Raw genomic sequence first — 20,398 nt, 5'->3', positions numbered from 1 at the left:
AGGATTAAATGTCAGACGAAAGAAAAGACGAGATTACTGAAGTAGTAAATGACGAAGCAGCTAAAGATAAAAAAGACGGAAAAGGCATAGAAGTAGAGTTTAAACTCGAAATGCATCTCGATGACGCAAACAGAGTCCGTGTCCTCTCTCCGGGAATGATGGTCCTTAAGAGATTCCTTAGAAACAGACTTGCTATCGTGGGAATGGTAATCATTGTTGCCATGTTCCTCTTTGCATTTTTAGGTGGTGCCCTTTATCCATATTCTGAGAGCCAGGTATTCTATAAGACTGATGAAGTCCTTAAGGATTATGCCGGTGCTACAGAGATAGATCAGTTCCAGTTCCAGAATGTTGAAGGTGTTGAGCTTCCTTCAGATATTTATTCAAAGGCGCTTATTGCAGCTTCATCAGGAAAGTATGTATTTGAGACAAGAGATGGTTCACAGATGGGTATGACACCTGCAGCTGAAGGCTCAGATGTTTATCTTGTTTATTCACTTGAACCCATCAAGATGTTCCTTAAGAACGTAAAGAGCTTCAATGAAGCATTGGAAGCAGGTCTTCCTTATTTCGAAGAGGACGGGGTTCTCTACATGTATAAGGGAGAAGACTTCAAAGCTGATGTATTTGAGGCAACAGAGATTGCAGTAGCCAGCAAGAAATCCTTCACTGGTTATTCAAAGGATACAAAGTTCTCTTACGAGTTCTACAGAAATGCACTTGTAGCTTCTGCTACAGGAGAGAGCAGCTTTGAGGCTGATGGCAATACTTATGACATTACTGAAGATGGTCTTATTTCACTTAATGGTGAAGGCTATGCAGTTGTTTCCAACATGAACTTCAATGCTGCTGTATCAGGTGTATTCCTTAGTCCTGATTATAAGGCAGCTGCACTTGAGGCTTTCGCATCCGGTGCTTCATCATTCGAGTTTCCGGATGAAGACGGTACTATGATCGAGTATCGTCTGGATAAGAAGACCAGCCAGTACATTATTAAGAGATTCCAGCAGACAAGACTTATAGATACTTATGCATCACCTTCCAAGGAGCACCTTGTAGGAACAGATGCAAACGGTATGGACCTTCTTGCGCGTCTTATGTATGGTGGCAGAATCTCACTTTTGATCGGTTTCGTAGTAATATTTATCGAAGTATTTATTGGCATGATTATCGGTGGTGTAGCAGGTTTCTTTGGCGGATGGGTTGATAACCTTCTCATGAGACTTGTAGACGTAGTTTACTGTATCCCTGCGATGCCCCTTTACCTGATCCTTGGTTCTATCATGGACTACTATCAGGCAAGCCCAAGAGCACGTATTTATCTGCTCTGTATCGTAATGGCTGTTATCGGTTGGGTTGGAATTGCTCGTATTGTAAGAGGTCAGATCCTTTCACTTCGTGAGCAGGAGTTCATGGTTGCTGCTGAAGCACTTGGTATCAGCACATACCGCAGAATCTTCAAGCACCTTATACCGAATGTAATTCCTCAGCTTATTGTATTTGCAAGTATGGGTCTTGGTGAGGTTATCCTTTCAGAGGCTTCACTTAGTTTCCTTGGTCTTGGTATCAAGTACCCTGCTGCTTCATGGGGAAGTATTATCAACGCAGTTACAGATTCATACGTTATGACCAATTACCTCTTTGTATGGATTCCTGCAGGAACACTTATCCTTCTTACAGTTCTTGCATTCAACTTTATTGGTGATGGTCTTCGTGATGCGTTTGACCCGAAAATGAAGAGATAAGGAGACTAAGATGGCAAAGAATTCAAATTATATCTCGGCCAGGGAGTCCAGAAAAATCTCAAGAGAGAACAGAAAGATTACTTCCGAGATTGAGAAAAAGAGAAATAGAAAACATATTCCTGAAAGTGAATATGTTACACAGATGAAGAATCCTGACAACTGTGTAGAGTTTGATAATGTACATACATATTTCTTTACAGATATAGGTACAGTTAAGGCAGTTGACGGTGTATCCTTCGAGGTACCTCAGGGAAAAACTGTTGGTATCGTTGGTGAGTCAGGCTGCGGTAAGTCTGTGACAAGCCTTTCACTTATGCAGCTTGTTCAGAGACCTTCAGGTCAGACAGTTGAAGGCGAGATTCGCTTTAATGATGGCGAGAGAACAATAAATGTTGTTAATGCTCCCGCTTCTGTTATGCAGAAGCTTCGCGGCAACAAGATGTCAATGATCTTCCAGGAGCCCATGACATCACTTAACCCTGTTTTCAGAATTGGCGCACAGGTAGATGAGGTTATCGCACTTCACAATCCCGAGATGACACCTGAACAGGTTAAGGAAAGAACAATTGAGATGCTTCAGATGGTTGGTATCGCCAACAAAGAGGGTGTTTATTCAATGTATCCTCATGAGCTCTCAGGTGGTATGAGACAGCGTATTATGATCGCTATGGCTCTTGCCTGCGATCCTAAGCTTATCATCGCCGATGAGCCTACAACAGCGCTGGACGTTACAATCCAGGCTCAGATACTTGACCTTCTTAGAAACCTTAAGGACAAGATCAATTCATCAATCATGCTTATCACTCACGACCTTGGTGTTGTAGCAGAGATGGCTGATTATGTTGTTGTTATGTATGCAGGCCGTGTTGTTGAAAAAGGTACTGCAAGAGAGATATTTAAGGATCCCAGACATCCCTACACTATCGGACTTATGAATTCAAAGCCCGTTGTAGGTAAGCACGTTGACAAGCTTTATAGCATACCCGGCAATGTTCCTAACCCTATCGATATGCCCGATTACTGCTACTTCAAGGACAGATGTGAAATGTGTGTAGAGAAGTGCAGCGGCAAATATCCCGGAGTTTACAAGGTGTCACCTACTCATGAGGTTAGCTGCTACAGATGTGAGGAGCTTATCGGTAAGAAAACTGAGGAAGGAGGTGCAAACTAATGAGTGATAAGACAAATGAAATAAAAGATAACATTCTTGAAGTAAGGCACCTCAAAAAGTATTTCCCTATTAAGGGAGGGTTCTTTGGTGGTGTTACCGGCAATGTAAAGGCAGTTGATGATGTTACTTTTTCAATTCCCCGTGGAACCACAATGGGTCTCGTTGGAGAGTCAGGCTGTGGTAAGTCTACAACAGGAAGAACTATCCTCAGACTTATTGAGAAAACTGAAGGTGATATCATTTTCAATGGTAAGGATATAAGCACTTTTGATAAGAAGCAGCTTCGTGAGCTTCGTACAAAGATGCAAATCATTTTCCAGGATCCCTATTCTTCACTGTCTCCCCGTCTTCCTATCGGTGAGATTATCGGTGAGGCTGTACGTGAGCACGGTCTTGTTCCCAAGGAACAGTTTGATGACTATATTACCGAGGTTATGAAGGAGTGTGGTCTTCAGGAGTATCACAAGGATCGTTATCCTCATGAGTTCTCCGGTGGACAGAGACAGCGTATCTGTATTGCAAGAGCACTGGCTGTAAAGCCTGAGTTCGTTGTATGTGATGAGCCTGTATCAGCGCTTGACGTTTCTATCCAGGCACAGATCATCAACCTTCTTAAGGAACTTCAGGAAAAGAATAATCTTACATATCTGTTTATCTCACACGATCTGTCTGTCGTTGAGCATATTTCAGATGCAGTAGGTGTTATGTATCTTGGTAATCTTGTTGAGACAGGTGAGACAGAGGATATTTTCGCAAATCCGCTTCATCCATACACAAAGGCGCTTTTCAGTGCTATTCCGATGCCGGATCCCGATATCAAGAAGGAAAGAGTACTCCTTGAGGGAGATATCCCTTCACCTGCTAATCCGCCTAAGGGATGTAAGTTCCATACAAGATGCCCTCATTGCATGGGAATCTGTAAGGAGCAGGATCCTAAGGCCAAGGATATGGGTAACGGACATGTTGTAAGATGTCACTTATATGACGACAAATAATATGAAAACTTCTAAATAAAAATATCTATAAGAGATGGCAGCTGTAATGGCTGCCATTTCGCTTGTTTAGGACATATTATGATGCCGGTTTGGGATAAGTCAGATCCGCATATAAATTCAGAAAAGGTCTGTCAATGACAGGTCTTTTATTTTTGACATGGGTATATAATAGATGCCTGCAGAAAAGGCAATTGTTATCAGTGCACTGATAATCCATGCAGATATATCCGGTGTACGTACAAACATTAGATGAACCTGTTCCATTTTTCTAATGATGGAATAGACCATAACAGCACCGAAAATGATTCCAAAGAAGATGCCGATGGAAGTAGTAAGAATGACCTCCCTTATTGCGTAAATAACGGTTTCTTTAACTGTAAAACCATTGATTCGCATTATCGTAAGTTCTGAATGTTTGGATATCAGATACATGTTTGCGAGGTTTAAGAGTACAAACATTGAAAGAACTCCTGATAAAACAATCAGCAGCCATACAATCAGATTTAATACTATCATAACGTTACGGAACATGTCTGTTAGTTCTGAGGATGGAGAGTAATTGTCAAAGCCCTGAAGCTCAGAAATATTAGCAATAATGCTATCTATTGAATCTTCCTGTGATAAGTTTCCGGTTCTTATGAGATATGTATTGTTGGCAAAGTTGTCGTCTACAAGATTTTCATATAATGATTTTGAAATAATGGCGAAACGACCGATGTAATTTTTCATTATTCCTGACACTTTAGTATTGTGCGGTATTCCCATATCATCAATCAGTTCGATATTATCACCAACAGATAGATTATAGAGCTCTGATAGTCTGTTTGTTATGATTATTCCATCGGAAAGTTTTGATATGTCTTGCGAATTACCATCAAAAAGAGACCTTCCTGTAGAATAATCGAGGACATTGTGGAATTTTGAAAGAGCAACTATATCATCAGTGATGAAAAATTCAGTAAATTCCATCATATCATCTATCTGGAGGCTACCGTATTTATCTAATAGATTTACATATTCTATATTTCTGTCAGATATTTCTTTAGTGATTTCCTCCTCGATAGAATCTGAAATATTTGCATTATAAGTGATCTTTCCGTCGTAAGTAGATATTTCAGTAAGCTGACCGTCAAGAGAACCTGATATAGAGCGCCTAAGGGAAAAACCGATTACAATCAAAGCGCAGCATCCGGCAACACTGATAATTGTCACCAGTACTCTTAGGATATCGGTTTGCATGTTCAGAATGATCATTCTGCTGTAAAGGCTTAACTTAGAGAGGAATTTATTGTTTTTCAGGCTCTCACGCTTGCTATCCGGAGCAAGTGGGGACATAAGCTTTTTGGCAGTTTGCTTCATAAGCTTTGAACAGGAGGCGTAAATTGCAAGGAATGCGGTGGCAATAGCCAGAGCGGATATTATGATACTTGGCAGGATAGATATGGTACAGGGATAACGGCCATAAATAAAATGATTATCATAGCCGATGGCAATAACGTATTCCACGATAAGTGCGGACATTAAAATGCCAAGTATATTTCCAATTACCGTGGCTGATAAGCCAAAGATTATGTATTTTGAAAATATCTCTGCGTTAGTAAGCCCAAGTGCCTTTGAAGCGCCTATAAGAGTGCGCTGAGAGTAGAGCATTCTCGACAGGGATGCAAAAATTACCATAATTGCAATGATCACAAACAATATGGAGAAAGTAGATGTTAGCTTATTAAGGTTTTCGGAGTTGTTTTTAAGATACAGGTAAGAGATATTTGAATTCCTGTCTAAGACATACCAGTCGCATTCACCCTGATTTTGCAGCTTATCAAGGCGCTTTTTAGAGTCTTCCAGTTTTAGAAGCGCATTATTATATTCAATCAGCGCTTTGTCATAGTCTGATATTTGTTCAGGAGCGGTTTTGTACTCAGAAGGTTCTTTTGAGATTATTACAGAGAGCATATTTCCAAGATCAGCCATTACCTGACCGGTTTTGCCTGACATGGAAGGTATCATACGACCTGCAAGAGCAAGGTCATGCTTGGCGTTTTGCAGATCCTTTTCACTGTCCACAATCTGATCTTCAAGAAAGAGAGTGTAGTCTTCATATCTAGCCTGAGAACGAAGATCAGAAAGTTCTTTTATGGCATCACACCTTTTTGAAACCAGAGAGAAATATCTTTTATCGTAGGCTTTGGAATAATACGGCTTTTCAAGAACAATATTCGCCAAAGCATAGCATCCGTCAAAACGTTCTACATCAAAGGCTTCTTTGGTTACAAGTATGCAATAGGGCTCGTCTAAGTCATAACTCATGTGTTCGGCATGTTTAAAAATTCCTGTGATTGTAAGCGTTTCTACAGAGAGCTCCGGAAGCTTTTCGTTATAAGCATCCAGTGGACTGATCTTATCTCCGATAGACAGACTCAGGTCGTCAGCGATGCTTTGTTCAATAGCGCACTCATCCTTTGTGACGGGAAGAGCGCCTGATTGAAGCATGGGGATATCGATATTGCTTCCGAGGGATGTGATGTAAGCGGATTTTGTTTTTGTGCCCTGAGTGATTCGGACGGATGTCCTTAGAATACCCTCAATTTCTTTTATTCCGTCAAGCCCTGAGATTGCAGCAAGATCATCCTCTGATAAGAGACAGTTGGAAGATATCTGGATGTCATGAAAGTTTGTGGAATCATAGAGGCGTTTGCCTTCTCGGGACATAGAAAACGCAGAATAAGAAAGCCCCAGATATGCAGTGATAGCAAATGAGGTGATGATAATTATGGACAGCCAGGAAACCAGCTGCTTTCGAATGTTCCTAAGAGTGTCCTTTCGACCTGTTTTAGCCATATAAATACCCGGTTTAAAAGGCCACGTACAAGCTTAAAATGCAAGCTGTGCTGCCTTGGTGGAAATCTACTTTATAGCTACCAGGAGAGGTCAGTTGCCTTCGCTATGTTCTCGTTAGTGATTATTCTATCAATCTGACCGTCTTTTATTTTTATAATACGATTGGCCATTTTAGCTATCTCGTTATTATGTGTGACCATCACAACAGTTGTGCCCTGAGATTTGACAATGTTCTCAAATACAGAAAGTATCTCAATGCTGGTGGTAAAATCAAGAGCAGCTGTGGGTTCATCCGCAAGAATAAGGCGAGGCTTTTTGGCGATTGCTCTTGCAATTGAAACTCTCTGCTGCTGACCGCCACTGAGCTGTGATGGATAGTTATCTGCTCTGTCGGTAAGGCCTACTAGCTTCAAGGCTTCGTCTGAATCCATGGAGTCAGGCAGGAGTTCTGCAATGAAATCAACATTCTCTTTAGCGGTTAAATTAGGCATCAGATGATAATCCTGAAAAACAAAACCAATGAAATTACGTCTGTAGGCAGTGAGTTCCTGATTAGTTGGATTGGAGTAATCTTTTCCATCGATAAAAAGGCTTCCATCTGACATGTGATCCATGCCTCCAATGATGTTCAGAATGGTAGTCTTGCCACATCCACTTTCACCAAGTATCACTACAAACTCTTTTTCATAAATCTCAAGGCTTATATTCTTCAGGGCTTCAAGTCTGTTGTCACCGGACTTAAACGAACGTGTGACATTTTTTAACGATACAATAATATTTGAGTCCGACATATCTTTAATATAGCATATTTGCGTAAAATCGTGTATTATTATAGGGATGCAAAAAAGTAATAAAAATACATTTGGGAGGTGTATGGTATGAAGTTTTGTACAAATTGTGGAGAGAGCTTAGAAGAGGATGCTCAGGTATGCCCTAAGTGTGGAACACCGGTAGGAGCAGCTAATGCAACACCTAATCCGGCACCCAGCGCGGCACCTAATATGCAGCAGCCAACACAGCCTTACGCTGCAGCACCCGGCTATCAGCCTGTATATGTTGTAGATCCTTCAGATCACACAGCAGAGATGGATCCTGCTGATATCGCAGAGAATAAGATTCTTGCTATCGCTATTTATGTTCTTAGCTGGGCAGGTATGCTCATTGCATTACTTGCTGCAAGAGATTCTAAGTTTGTTGGATTCCACCTTCGTGAGGTTTTAAGACTCTTAGTTCTTGAGTCACTTGTTGCAATCGTTGCACTTGTTCTTTGCTGGACAATCATTGTTCCTATCGTAGCGGGTGTATTCGGAATTGTTCTTTTCGTTGTACAGATTATCGGTTTTGTAAATGCATGCAATGGTAAGGCTAAGGAACTGCCTATCATTCACGCTTTCAAATTTCTGTAATTCGAAAAAATAAAAACGATATAAAAAAAATCTGAAAAAATCGGTGAACTAATGGTTCGCCGATTTTTTTGTGTATAATGGGTATATATGAAAGTGGGAGATTGTCCATGATTACACTGCTAAGTTTTGGAATCCTGACCATAGGTATTCTTGCAATAAGGGCGAGAAGTATAAGCCGTAGTGTAGGAAAGCTATGGATAGATCTGGAAATCATTGTAACAATCTTATATATCCTCCTGGTATGGGGAAGTGATTTTGTTTCGAGATTCGTATCGTTAAGCGAAGATAAGATATATGTTTTTAATATATCTGCTTTTACTCTTGCACTGACATCGTATCTCCTGTTTGCTATGAAGATTACCATAGGTCTTGTTCGTGCTAAAGAAAAAAGTCCATTGCTTTCTATATTCCCCTGCGTATTGCAAATGATTTTCTTGCTGGTTATAAATCCTATTAATCATGTGGCATATTATCCTGAAGTCAGGGGGCAGATCACACTTGAAAAACTGACATTTATTTTTATTTCCACAGTTATTCTGCTTGGCTATGTTGTTACGATTGCTTATCTGGTAATCAGACACAGAAGGAGACTGGGTGTACTTGCTTCTTCCACAATAGCAGCGATAGTGGTGCTTGTATTTTGCATAACGGCGCTGAATTACAAAATATCAGATTTTAAATTCATGGGAGCGGTATTTGCTACCTTTGTAACCTTCAACCTGATAATGTTGTATATCGTGGATAATCCCACTGATCCCAAGATAGGTATCTATAAGTCAGAAGCATTCTTCAGAGCAGTAGAGGAGGATCTGGCACTTAATCCCGATACAAACTACCAGCTTTGTGTTCTTGATATCAGAAATTTTCAGGATGTTAATGAAAGGTTCGGCTTTGAACGAGGTGATGATATCCTCATAAGAGTTGCAGCCGCTATGAGAAAGAGCTTTTCCTGGGAAGTTGAGCTTGGATATTTAGGCGAAGATAATTTTGTAGGTCTTTTCCCGGAGGGCACATATTGGATGCTTCAGGGAATCCTGTCGCTGGATGAAATGTATCCGGGCGAGGACATGGATTACAATCTTTCGTTATACTCTGGTGTTTATAAGATAAAAGACAGGACCATGAATCCTATCCTTATGTGCGACAGAGCCAGATTTGCGATGCAGTCTATCAGGTATGACTATGACAAGCATGAATGTGTTTATGATATGAGTCAGGATCATGCTTTTGAGATGCAGGCATACATGCTTCACAATTGTGAGAGAGCTATCCATGAGGAAGCATTTGTTCCATATTTTCAGCCAATCTATGATGCCAATACCAAAAAAATATGCAGCGCAGAGGCTTTGGTCAGATGGAAGGATAAGCAGTACGGACTCATCAGCCCCGGAGACTTCATTCCCATATTTGAGAAAAACGGATTTATCAATAAGCTTGATGTTTACGTGTGGGAGCAGGTGTGCAAATATATTTCTGAGTGGAGAAAAGAAGGAATTCTGGTGCCTCCGGTATCAGTAAATATTTCAAGAAGAGATCTTCAGATGGATAACCTCTATGAGATAATCGTAGACCTTATCAAGAAATATCACCTGTCGCCCCTTGATATAAAGCTGGAGATTACTGAGAGTGCATTCGTGGCAGACAATCAGCGTTTCTTTAACACCATCGAAGTGCTTAAGGAAGTGGGTTTTAGAATTCTTATGGATGACTTTGGCTCCGGATACTCAAGCTTTAACACCTTCAAGGATGCTCATGTGGATGTTCTTAAGGCTGATATGCGTTTCATGGATGGAATCGAGAGCTCTGATAAAGGCAAGATTGTTATCAATACCATCGTAGAGATGGCAAATAAGCTGGATATGCCCATTGTGGTAGAGGGCGTTGAAACAGAAGGCCAGTACGAGTACGTCAAAGGAATAGGCTGTGATATGATTCAGGGATATTACTTCTCGCGGCCCGTGTCTCCTGATAAGTTCAAAGAGATGATTAAATAATTAAAACCTCCGATGGTGATTCATCGGAGGTTTTATATATCTGGTATGATTTGTAATTATTCGATTACAAGTGTGTCCCATGTATCAGCAGGTACGAGAGCGATGTAGGTCTTACCTGTGTTGATCTCAAGCTCGTTAGCCTGTGAATCGTAGTACTGAGTCTTGTTAAGCTCACCAACCTTTGTCCATACGATATCAGTAGCCTTACCGTTTGTGCAGTAATAACCGGGCTGGTTGATATCGATACAGTTGTAGATCAGATAACCGTGATCATCAAGCTGGTTGAATGTGCACTTCTGAAGAATTACATTCTTGAATGAAAGAGGAGCGCTGTCCTCAGCATCAAGGTGCTGCTTGCCATATTCATAATACTCATATTCTTTAGTTGACTCGTTGTAAACAAGCTTTGAAGTGTTGTGTGTAAATGAAGCGATGTCAATTGTTGTAGCATCGAGACACTTAGCATAGCCCTTGTTCTCAAGATTGATTTCGTTACCCCATGTTGTGAAGTTGAAGTGATTATCCTTAACTCCGTCGGGTGTGAACTCATTGTATGTAGTAGAGAATCCGCTGCTGGAGAAGTTGTTCTCAAGATCTCCGGGAAGGATGTACTCTGTATACTCACGGCTCTTACCGTTATCTACACGAGAGAATGTACCTGAGAAGTGGTTAGTTCCCCATTCCTTTGCAAGGTAAGGATTGATATGAACTGCAGGACCGCCATCGTGGCAAAGAACTGCATTCCACTCAGCTGCAAGAATAATGTTTGTAGGTCTTGTACTTCTGATTGAACCCATCTGCTTGATTGTACCCCAATCCTTTACAAGGCACATGAGACGTGTGATACGACCGTTCTGTGTACTGTTCATCATCTCATATACAACATCTGCTTCAGATGTTCCATAGTGGGGAAGAGCGATTGATTCGTTATCAACCATAACAGCGATAGGACGCTGATCTTTAAGTGCTTCGTCTATAGGCTCACCTGTGAGCTCGCTGAGATACATTCCGGCAGGAACTTCAGCAGATACTACAGGCTCTTCTTCGGTAACTACTTCCTCTTCGACACTTTCTTCTGAAGATGCATCATTTGATGTGTTATCCTCGATTGACTCCCATGAAAGGCCTTCTGAAGAATCTTCTGTTTCAGTAGATTTGCCGCATCCAACAGCAGCTGTGAGCATAACTGAAGTAAGAACTATGCTCATAAATCTCTTATTTAACTTCATAATATAATCCTCCTTATTATGCGGCGCAAGAAAACGCCTTTACCATTTTAACAGAAAAGGCATTATGACAAAAGTATAAATTCAAATTTGCGCAAGAATTCTAATTTATATGCCTTTTATAAAAACTCTCTTCTCTTTACTGCGGCAGCATCTATAAGGAGTCTTAAGTCCTCTTCATCTCTGGGAGTTCCATGAGAATATCCGCTGTTGCAGTGAACTATTGTTTCTGATCCCGGAACCTTAAGCGTAGCAAGACTCCTCTCAAATCTGGAGAGTTTTTGCATGGCAACATCCACATCAACATCCTGCAAAATGATCAGGAATGAGTCATCTCCATATCTGTAAGCAGCATTCTCTGTGAGATGATTGCTTATAAGTTCGCCAATATTGCTGAGAACCTCGTTGCCGGTTTTTGTTCCGTAAGCTTCATTGATTGAGTTGAAGTCATCGATATCAAGCATGATGACGATAATGGGATGATTCTGATATGAAGTAAAATCATCACGAAGAGCATATCTGCTCTTTAAATTGGTGGTGGCATCATGAACCGGGAGATTCTGCATCATCTCATTCATGGTCTCAATACGATGTATTCGCTCAAGCTCAGTAGCCTGAGTGCGATATTTGCGGACAGAGCCTGCTGTAGTCAGAAAAGCCAATACAGTATAATTGATCAGATTCACGGTAGGTGCGCCGTCATAAGCAAACAAAATGCCATAAAAACCAATATATGAGCCCAGGATCAGCAAAATAGAACACCAGGGCGGCAAAATAAGAAAGCTTGCAACACAGAATTCTGTAGCAAAGAAAGCCAGCATCTGCTTACCGTGCGAATAATGATAAAAAGAAGTAAACATACCAAATGCCAGAATAGAGAAGTAGTAGGCTATGTAAATAAATCTGTATCTGCTATAGGGCTTATGTGATTTTCTTAGAGCATAGTTAGTTATAAACAGAAAAAATAGGCTTGAGAAAATCGCATATAAGCACATCAGAAGCACAAAAGGCTCGCCAAAGATTTCCTTTTCAAAGAAAATCATAAATAAAAAAATTGCGGACTCGAGAATAGACATGAAAAGAGCGAATATTTTGGTGGCCTGCAAATTTATATGATAGATACTCTCTCTTATTGAGGGATGGATATATGGTGAAAAAAGGTCCTTTAGTTTATTTGAAAAAGTTGCCATTATTTAATTCCTTCGTTATTATAATCAGTAAACATGAGTAAAATTATAACATATTATTATAAATTTAAAGGAGTTTGTTTATGTTATATGATATTTTATTTGGTTATTTTACGCCGCTTCAAACCTCAGCCATAGCTATGGCAGTGGCATTTTTGCTGACTTTCATTACACTGAATATGAGATTTGGCTTTCTTCCGCAGGATCAGGGAAGGGCGTTTGCCATTAACGGAGCACTTTCCAAGGGGAAACTTCGTGGCGTTGGCATAGTGTTTGTTATCGACTTTATCATAGCATCCTTATTATTCCTTCCGCTTTCCTTTGAGTACATACTGTATCTGATATTTCTGTTTTTGATGATGCTTAGCGGATATTTGGATGATGCAGCTGAAAAACCATGGAATGAGTATAAGAAAGGTCTTATTGACCTTGTCATTTCAGTTTTGACCATGGTTACATTCCTTAAATATAACGGAACTGAAGTATCCTTTTTCACACTTCAGTTCAAAATTCCTTACGTGATTTATTTCATTTTGGGTGTAGCTCTTATATGGATAGCGGTAAATGTAACTAACTGTTCCGATGGAGTTGACGGTCTTTGCGGATCGCTTGTAGTTATTACTGTGATGTCATTTGCGATACTGTTTTCTGAAACACTTGGAAGTATGGCGACTGCTGGTCAGATACTATGCGCAGTACTTTTGGCATATCTGTATTTCAACTGTTCACCCAGCAGCATGCTCATGGGAGATGCCGGTTCAAGAGCCCTTGGATTCTTTATTGCGATACTTGCCATGAAGTCAGCGCATCCCTTTGCATATATTATTCTGTCAATTGTCCTGATAGTTGACGGAGGACTTGGACTTATCAAGGTGTCACTGATTCGTTTTTGTAAAATTCACATTATGACTAACCTTCGCACACCTATCCATGATCATGTTCGTAAAAACATGGAATGGTCAGATACACAGGTTGTTATCAGATTTGTGATTCTTCAAATAGTTGTAAGCATAATTTTTGCGGCATTGAAATAATGCCGCAAATTTTTTATACTTCATATTTTTTTGTCTTTAATCGATCTTCAAATTCTGCTTTCTCAAGGGGCTTATCAAAGTAGAAGCCCTGTACCAGATCGCAGCCTACTTTATGAAGCAGGTCGATCTGATCTTTTCTCTCTACACCCTCGGTAATAACCTCAATATCAAGCTCCTGTGCCATTCTGATAATATTCTTAAGAATGGTTTCATCCCTGGATGTGAGTACCTCAGCATCGATAAAGGATTTGTCTATTTTTATGGTATTTACAGGCAGATCCCTTAGAATTCCAAGGGATGAATAACCGGTACCAAAATCATCAATGGAGCTTGCAATGTGCATGCCCTTAAGCTTGTGAAGGAAATCGGTAATAAGGCTCTTTTCCTTGGAGGTAGCAGTTTCTGTAACCTCTATCTGTATGTAATCAAGATCGATATCATACTTATGAATAATCTTAAGGATCTGATCAGCCAGCTGATCGTCTGTCAGATCGCTCCTTGAAAAGTTAACAGATATGGGAACGGGCTCCATTCCATGATCAATCCATTCTCTCAAGGTACGACATACATCTTCCATGACATATATATCGAGACCGATTGAATAGCTGTTTCGCTCAAGCACAGGTACGAATTCTGCAGGATAAACATATTCGCCCTTACACAGCCAGCGGGAGAGGGCTTCTGCGCCAACAAGCTCGCCAGTCTGAGTGTTTACCTTGGGCTGATAGTAAACCTTGAATTCCTTCTGCTGAAGTCCTTCTTCAAAACGATCTTCAATCTGTTTTTCACGGTAAACCCTGGTGCTCATTTCTTTTGTTACGAAGAGGAAGGGCTCATTTGATAAGGACCTGGCAACGCTGCAGGCAATGGAGCTTCTGCCGATTACCTGACCGGGATTTTTTACGGAATCATCGATATCAAAAACGCCCGCAACAGCACTTATGGTGATGGGCACCTTTGCGCCGTCCTTAATTCCGAAGGTCTCTGTTTTCTGCAAAAGATTGAGAAAGGCTTCTGTTTTTTCTTTTCTTATAAGTGCAACGAAATTATCGCCGCCAAGGTGACCTATCAGTTCATCTTCAGACGTGAATTCCAAAAGGATCCTCGAATATCTGACAATGATATTATCAGTTTCTTCAGGTCCATAACGTCTGTTTATAAGGCCAAAGCCTCTAAGATTGAAATAGTAGGAGTTGTATTTTTTGAGTTCACCTGCCAACATTTTTTGAGTGGCAAAGGACAGGAATCCTCCTGAGTTGGGGAGACCTGTTAGATACTGAGTCAGAACGCTTCTCTGTACAAGCTCGACCAGTCTGCAGCGACCTATATGAATCAGAAATACTTTCATAATCGACAGAAGAATCTGCCGATCTTCCGGGCTCCAGTTAGTACTTATGGGAGCATAAACCTTGGCAGTGATTATGCCATTTTCAAAGGTTCTGTATGATTCCTCAAGCCATACTATTTCGGCTTCGGTGTCATCGGAAATCTCTCCCTCATACACAGATAAATGACGCACCTCTCCTGTGGGAGACTGGCGCGTTTCAGGAATATTCATATCCAATGTTATTCGAGTAATGCTGTAGGCAGGAGCAATCTCATAAAATGCTTCCTGTGCGGAACCAACAGTGTTCTCAGTTGCTGACAGCGCCTGAATGAACCTGTCCAGTAAGTTGTAATTCTGCATATTTAAGCCCATTTTCTGATATGAAAATACATCACTATCGGTACAATCTTTATTTTGCAACAAATATACTGCTAAGACAAGCATTTATTTCGCTTTATTCATTCATTGGCATTTTATACAATTAATTATAAAAATTTCGTAAAATTGCTATAGCACATAATTATAAAAAATTGGTAAAATAGATTATATGCTTGACTAAAAATCTCACGAGGGGGAGAAAAATGGGGATAACAATCAGGCAGTACTCATCGGTTGTGGTGACAATCAGCGAGCGAGAATCGGAAGCAGTCAAAATTGCGGTATCGAATCTGATCCGGGACTTCAAACGTGTGCTACAAATTAATACTGAAGCTGCAGATCCAGACTGCCAGCGAGTACTGGTAGGAACTGTCGGAGTGTGTGATGACCTTGAAGAGGAAGATCTTACAGGTCTTTTCAGCACGTCCGGAAGAAGACGAAAGGAAGCGTATGTAATACGCGACAGGCGCGGAATGCTGGTCATTGCCGGATCAGACAAGCGCGGAACTATTTATGGTATCTATGAATTTTGCAGAACCATACTGGGAGTATCGCCCTGGTATTTCATGGCTGATGTTCCCATAAGACCTAAGACGGAAGTGGTACTTCCGGATGATTATCATGTTTCTGATCATCCCAGTATCGAGTATCGAGGGATTTTCATAAACGACGAGGAAGAACTTGAACAGTGGGTTCAGCGTTACATGGGGGAGACCACCATTGGCGTAAGAACCTATGAGAAAATATTTGAACTCATGCTAAGGCTGAGGCTTAACTATATCTGGCCTGCCATGCATGTGAATTCTTTTAATGCAGACAAACAAAATGGCGCTCTGGCAAATATGATGGGTATTGTTGTGGGATCATCCCATTGCGATATGCTTATGCGCAGTAACAATAAGGAATGGAGACCCTGGCTTGAGAAAAAGGGTTACAATGATGTCAGATATGATATTACTGCATCAGATAAGAGCCGTGATGCCATAATTGAATACTGGCGTGAGAGTGTTGAACAGAACAAGGATTACGAAGTTACCTATACCCTTGGAATGCGCGGAATACATGATTCAGGCTTTGAGACCATGGCCCTTTCCGGGCTTCAGGGTGATGACCTTATAAGAGGCAAGATGGAGCTCCTTGAAGAGGTAATGGAGATCCAGCAGGAGATTTTGGACACCACACTGGACTATAAGCCCATGAGGATATTTGTGCCCTATAAGGAAGTTCTGGAGCTTTACGACAATGGTCTGCATGTTCCAGATGACTATACCCTTATATGGGTAAACGATAATTACGGACATGTCAGAAGATATCCCAATGAGGAGGAAAAGAGACGCCCCGGCGGCAATGGTATCTATTACCACAATTCCTATTGGGCACCGCCCGGACAGTCTTATCTTTTCATTTGTTCAGTGCCTCTTGCACAGACCCGAAATGAGCTGAAAAAAGCTTATGAAGAGGGAATACGTAAGCTTTGGGTGACAAATTTTGGTGCCATAAAACCTCTTGAACAGCAAATTACTTACTATGCTCAGCTTGCATGGGATATAGGAAAAGAAAATACTATCTGTGGCGATGAAATACAGTTTCTTGCCCAGTGGATAGACGAGACCTTCAGTGGAAGGCATGGCAAAAAGCTGGCACCGCTCCTGGTTGAGTTTGATCAGCTTACAAATGTACGCAAAGTAGAGCAGATGGATGTGGATGCTTTCTCGCAGACTGCATATACCGATGAGGCGGTTAGCAGAATCCATCGCTATGAATACATGTTCAAAACCGGAAATCGTATCTATCACTCTCTACCCGATAATGAAAAGGATGCGTTTTTCCAGTTAATACTTATGAAAATTCATGCCGCATATTATACCTATACAATGTATTATTATGCGGATAGAAGTAACCTCTGCATGAAACAGGGTAAAACCCACAGTGCCGCTGATTACACTGAAAAAGCCCTGTCCTTTGATCATGCAAGAAGGGGTATGTTGTATTTCTACAACCATGTTATGGCAAATGGCAAATGGGACGGAATCCTTACACCTGAAGATTTTCCGCCGCCAAGAACCGCCATGTATCCGGCATGTAAGCCGCCTCTTGAGAAGGCACCGGATCATCTAATAATCACCTGTCAGAATGATGACAGCGGCATTACCTTTGTAAAGCCTGTTGAGAAGTGGTTTGAAATAGCCAATGCCGGAGAAAATGAGATCGTGGTAACGGTTGATCTGCCGGGATGGCTCAGGATTGCTGAGGATAGTATCGTGGGCTTTGAAGGCCACGGCGATATCAGAATAAAAGGCGAAGAGAGAATCCTTCTGGAGGTAGACTGGGAGTCTGTGCCTGAGATGATCGCACAGATGTCCGAAAGAGGAGACGTTAAGCCTGAGGATAAGATTGTTTCCATCAAGGATGAAATACATATCATGGCTCTCATGACAGGTGAAAGCTGTGTGATTCCTGTTGAGATCAAACTTTTCAGAGGCATCACTCTTCTCGGACAAAACAATATTGTTTTCCCGCCTCACATGGAAGATGACGGAATGCTTCGTATTGAGGCAGACATGGTCAGAGACCTTTCTGGTGCCTGGATACGTATTCCGAATCTTGGAAGAAACAGAGGATCTTTGGTTGAAGCCAGAATGGAAAGGGCGACACTTACCTATGAAGTTACGGTGACAAGTGAAGGCGCTTTCCTGTTAGAGCTGCACAGATTCCCGTCTCTTAATGCAATGGGCAGAATCAGGATAGGTGTATCCGTGGATGAAAACCCTGCAGAGATGATCGAATCTGAATCCATAGATGAGTATAAGGGTGACTGGAAAAACAATGTGAGAAACAACGTAGATAAGCTTTATCTGCGTCTTCCTAACATTAAAGCCGGTGCCCACAGAATCATATTCCACGCAGTGGATAAGTATTTTGCATTCTCGAGATTTGTTATTTACACCAAGGAAAGAAGAGAGAATACTTTAGGAATCCGCGGCGGTGATCTGCGACTTCCGCTTTCCTTTGATGCTGCGGGATTTTCATGGGATTTCTATGGTAAGGAAGCTTACGAACTTCCGCCGAGACCTGTATATTATGCTCTCAGGAAACAGAAGGGCGACGGAATAGGAGAGCACATGGAGTTCCTTAGCCACTATGGAACTCCGATTCCTGCTTCTGAGATTCTGGCACAGGGCCTTCATCCTATGCAGGAGAAGGATGGAAGATTACTTATTGAAGCGGCATCTGCTCTTTGCAACTCAAGAGCTGCTTATACCGAGACTGATCTTTGGGATTACTGCAACGCACCATCTCACGGAGAGACAGGTCTTGCTATGTACATAAGAGATGAAGCCGGGCTTGAGAATTTCCACAAGACTAAATGGGGCGGAACAAGTGCCATAAAAAAAGCCCCTTCACTTCATTATGTTTTTGAAGCAAGGGGAGGAACCTATCGCATCTGGGCAAGGGTTCTTATGTGGGATGCTGCAAAATCGCACTTCACAATCGGCATTGATGACAAGATCTACTCAGAGCAGGATCTCTATGGCGGCCAGGGAATCTGGAGATTCTCTGCTGAAAATATCTGGCGCTGGGTACCGCTTGTGGACGTGAAGCTTCGAAACGGAAGGCATACCCTGAGGTATTATGCTATGTCAGCAGGCATTCGTGTAGAGCAGTTCTTCATTACATCTACCGATGGAATGCCACCGGCAATGGCTTAAAAATCACTTTTATTTATTCTCTCGAGATCGATGATATCAGCTATCTGCTCGGGAGTCAGGAAGCCATCTTCCTTTTTACCTTTAATGAAGAGGCTTTCATCAACGGCATTACCCTTCTGGTTGAAGTATCCATCAAAATCAGAAGAGGCTGCGTTTTTAAGATGAACCTTGGCATTATCGGCATTAGCTGCATTTGCAAGAGAACGGGCAGGATCGTAAGAGCTTGCCTGTTTTTTTGCGGGCGCAGGAGCCGGTTTCTGAGCTGCTTTTTGTTTTGCGGGAGTCCTGTCTTCTATGGACTGCAGCTCAGCAAGGTCATTCAAGTCTACCAGCTGCTCTATAGGTGAAGCTGTAGGGTGTTCTGCTTTGGATGAAGGAATCGGAGCTCTGCCTTCCCGTATACCTTCAAGCTCAGGAATATCAGCAATATCCGCAACACGCTCAGCTCTTGATTTCATAATATCGGACTCTTTGCGCTCGGGAATAAGATCCGCTGCGGCATCAGGAGACAGCAGCTGTTCAAACAGGTTCATGGCAGTTCCGTCTTCTTCATGGGCAGCAGGCGTAGCAGGAGCCTTGGCAGGTGCCGGTAAAGGCGCTGAAGAAGCCGCTTTGGCTGCGGATGAATTCTGAGTCGGAGGTACGTAATTTACAGGTATCTTATCGCCAGATGCAATGGCTGAATCTGATGATTCTGAGATGTTCAGAATATCATTTATCTTGATACCGGCCTTCTCTTTTTTCTTATTTGAAATAAGGGTAACGAGATCTGCACCCATAGAATCAAGGGTACATCCGATGGCCAACTGATTTTCAATGGTGAAAACTCTTACAACGGTGGCTTCACAGGCATAGAAGTGGAAGTAATTGGGATCATATCTGAAGGATGCGGTGATGTGATCTCCAACCTTGCAGATAGCGTCGTTGTCCAGAATAAAAGCAATACCCTTCATTGAAATGTCATAGACAAGGGCATTTCTGATATCGCCTTTATTACCTATGCGAATAACACCGAGCTTATCAATATCATAGCGCTCAGCCTGTCTTCTGTTCATCACGATGCCATCTTCGGGACATCTTATAAGATGAAATTTTCCATATTTGGTTTCTACAGGACCAATGCTCTGAGATTCAAATTGATAGCTTCTGCCGTCTCTTTTGTTGACTGCAACAATTTTGCAGGGCTCACGGAATGTGAGATCGTGATCGAAATAAGTTAAGGACTCAACTAAAAGGCCGTCTCGAACACCGATGGCAGCCTTGGTTATGAGAAGAATCCCATGCCCGTTAATACTAGCGTGAATTTTTATTTTGGAGCCCTTCATTACGTCACTGAGTTTCATAGAAATATTATACCACAACGCTAATAAAATACGAGATAAATGAC

The 20,398-nt window shown here is 41.6% G+C and carries 13 protein-coding genes; 7 read left to right on the top strand and 6 right to left on the bottom strand.

The genetic code is table 11. The annotated features are described in order from the left end of the window. The first annotated feature begins 8 nt into the window (after window positions 1–8). Genes G603_RS22140 through G603_RS0117670 form a run of 3 tightly spaced genes read left to right on the top strand, consistent with a single transcriptional unit; the run spans window position 9 to window position 3,911 of the window. Window positions 9–1,745, top strand: a complete 1,737-nt coding sequence (locus G603_RS22140; protein ID WP_026523398.1) for an ABC transporter permease — start codon at window positions 9–11, stop codon at window positions 1,743–1,745. A gap of 10 nt (window positions 1,746–1,755) precedes the next feature. Further along, the gene (locus tag G603_RS0117675) at window positions 1,756–2,916 is read left to right on the top strand and encodes an ABC transporter ATP-binding protein (RefSeq protein WP_026496378.1); all 1,161 of its coding nucleotides are present in this window, start codon (window positions 1,756–1,758) and stop codon (window positions 2,914–2,916) included. Continuing rightward, complete coding sequence (locus G603_RS0117670) at window positions 2,916–3,911, top strand: ABC transporter ATP-binding protein (protein ID WP_026496377.1); 996 nt, start codon at window positions 2,916–2,918, stop codon at window positions 3,909–3,911. Before G603_RS0117675 ends, G603_RS0117670 begins: the two co-directional genes overlap by 1 nt. Window positions 3,912–4,028: 117 nt before the next feature. Here G603_RS0117670 and G603_RS0117665 read toward each other — a convergent pair whose 3' ends face one another. Continuing rightward, window positions 4,029–6,749, bottom strand: coding sequence for an ABC transporter permease (locus G603_RS0117665; RefSeq protein WP_026671036.1), 2,721 nt, complete (start codon window positions 6,747–6,749; stop codon window positions 4,029–4,031). A 77-nt stretch (window positions 6,750–6,826) separates the two neighbouring features. Further along, window positions 6,827–7,540: an ABC transporter ATP-binding protein gene (locus tag G603_RS0117660; RefSeq protein WP_026671035.1), complete on the bottom strand. Its 714-nt coding sequence runs from the start codon at window positions 7,538–7,540 to the stop codon at window positions 6,827–6,829. An 87-nt stretch (window positions 7,541–7,627) separates the two neighbouring features. On the opposite strand from G603_RS0117660, the gene G603_RS0117655 reads away from it, so the two are divergent. Further along, entirely contained in the window at window positions 7,628–8,155 is a 528-nt protein-coding gene (locus G603_RS0117655; protein WP_026671034.1) for a zinc-ribbon domain-containing protein, read from the top strand. 107 nt (window positions 8,156–8,262) lie between these two features. Beyond that, a complete protein-coding gene (locus tag G603_RS0117650) occupies window positions 8,263–10,149 on the top strand; it encodes a putative bifunctional diguanylate cyclase/phosphodiesterase (protein ID WP_026671033.1) in 1,887 nt (628 codons plus the stop codon). A 56-nt stretch (window positions 10,150–10,205) separates the two neighbouring features. Here G603_RS0117650 and G603_RS0117645 read toward each other — a convergent pair whose 3' ends face one another. Both G603_RS0117645 and G603_RS0117640 read right to left on the bottom strand, forming a co-directional pair. After that, on the bottom strand, window positions 10,206–11,378 hold the full coding sequence (locus G603_RS0117645; RefSeq protein ID WP_026523404.1) for a DUF3048 domain-containing protein: 1,173 nt from the start codon (window positions 11,376–11,378) through the stop codon (window positions 10,206–10,208). A gap of 116 nt (window positions 11,379–11,494) precedes the next feature. Continuing rightward, window positions 11,495–12,565 (bottom strand): diguanylate cyclase domain-containing protein, encoded by a 1,071-nt coding sequence (locus G603_RS0117640; RefSeq protein ID WP_026671032.1) that lies wholly within the window; start codon window positions 12,563–12,565, stop codon window positions 11,495–11,497. A gap of 80 nt (window positions 12,566–12,645) precedes the next feature. On the opposite strand from G603_RS0117640, the gene G603_RS0117635 reads away from it, so the two are divergent. Then, a complete protein-coding gene (locus tag G603_RS0117635) occupies window positions 12,646–13,596 on the top strand; it encodes a phospho-N-acetylmuramoyl-pentapeptide-transferase (protein WP_051208088.1) in 951 nt (316 codons plus the stop codon). Window positions 13,597–13,609: 13 nt separating this feature from the next. On the opposite strand, the gene G603_RS0117630 is transcribed toward G603_RS0117635, so the two are convergent. Then, window positions 13,610–15,283, bottom strand: coding sequence for a putative bifunctional diguanylate cyclase/phosphodiesterase (locus tag G603_RS0117630; RefSeq protein ID WP_026523407.1), 1,674 nt, complete (start codon window positions 15,281–15,283; stop codon window positions 13,610–13,612). 221 nt (window positions 15,284–15,504) lie between these two features. On the opposite strand from G603_RS0117630, the gene G603_RS20975 reads away from it, so the two are divergent. Then, window positions 15,505–19,011, top strand: a complete 3,507-nt coding sequence (locus G603_RS20975; RefSeq protein WP_051197462.1) for a glycosyl hydrolase 115 family protein — start codon at window positions 15,505–15,507, stop codon at window positions 19,009–19,011. On the opposite strand, the gene G603_RS0117620 is transcribed toward G603_RS20975, so the two are convergent. Then, the gene (locus G603_RS0117620) at window positions 19,008–20,354 is read right to left on the bottom strand and encodes a PilZ domain-containing protein (protein WP_035793892.1); all 1,347 of its coding nucleotides are present in this window, start codon (window positions 20,352–20,354) and stop codon (window positions 19,008–19,010) included. The two genes, G603_RS20975 and G603_RS0117620, sit on opposite strands and share 4 nt — an antisense overlap. Between the last annotated feature and the right edge of the window lie 44 nt (window positions 20,355–20,398).

This window comes from Butyrivibrio sp. AE3006 (assembly GCF_000424165.1).
GTDB lineage: Bacteria > Bacillota > Clostridia > Lachnospirales > Lachnospiraceae > Butyrivibrio.
The sequence above is the reverse complement of the archived record's forward strand: the minus strand, read 5'-3'. Positions and strand labels throughout refer to the sequence as shown.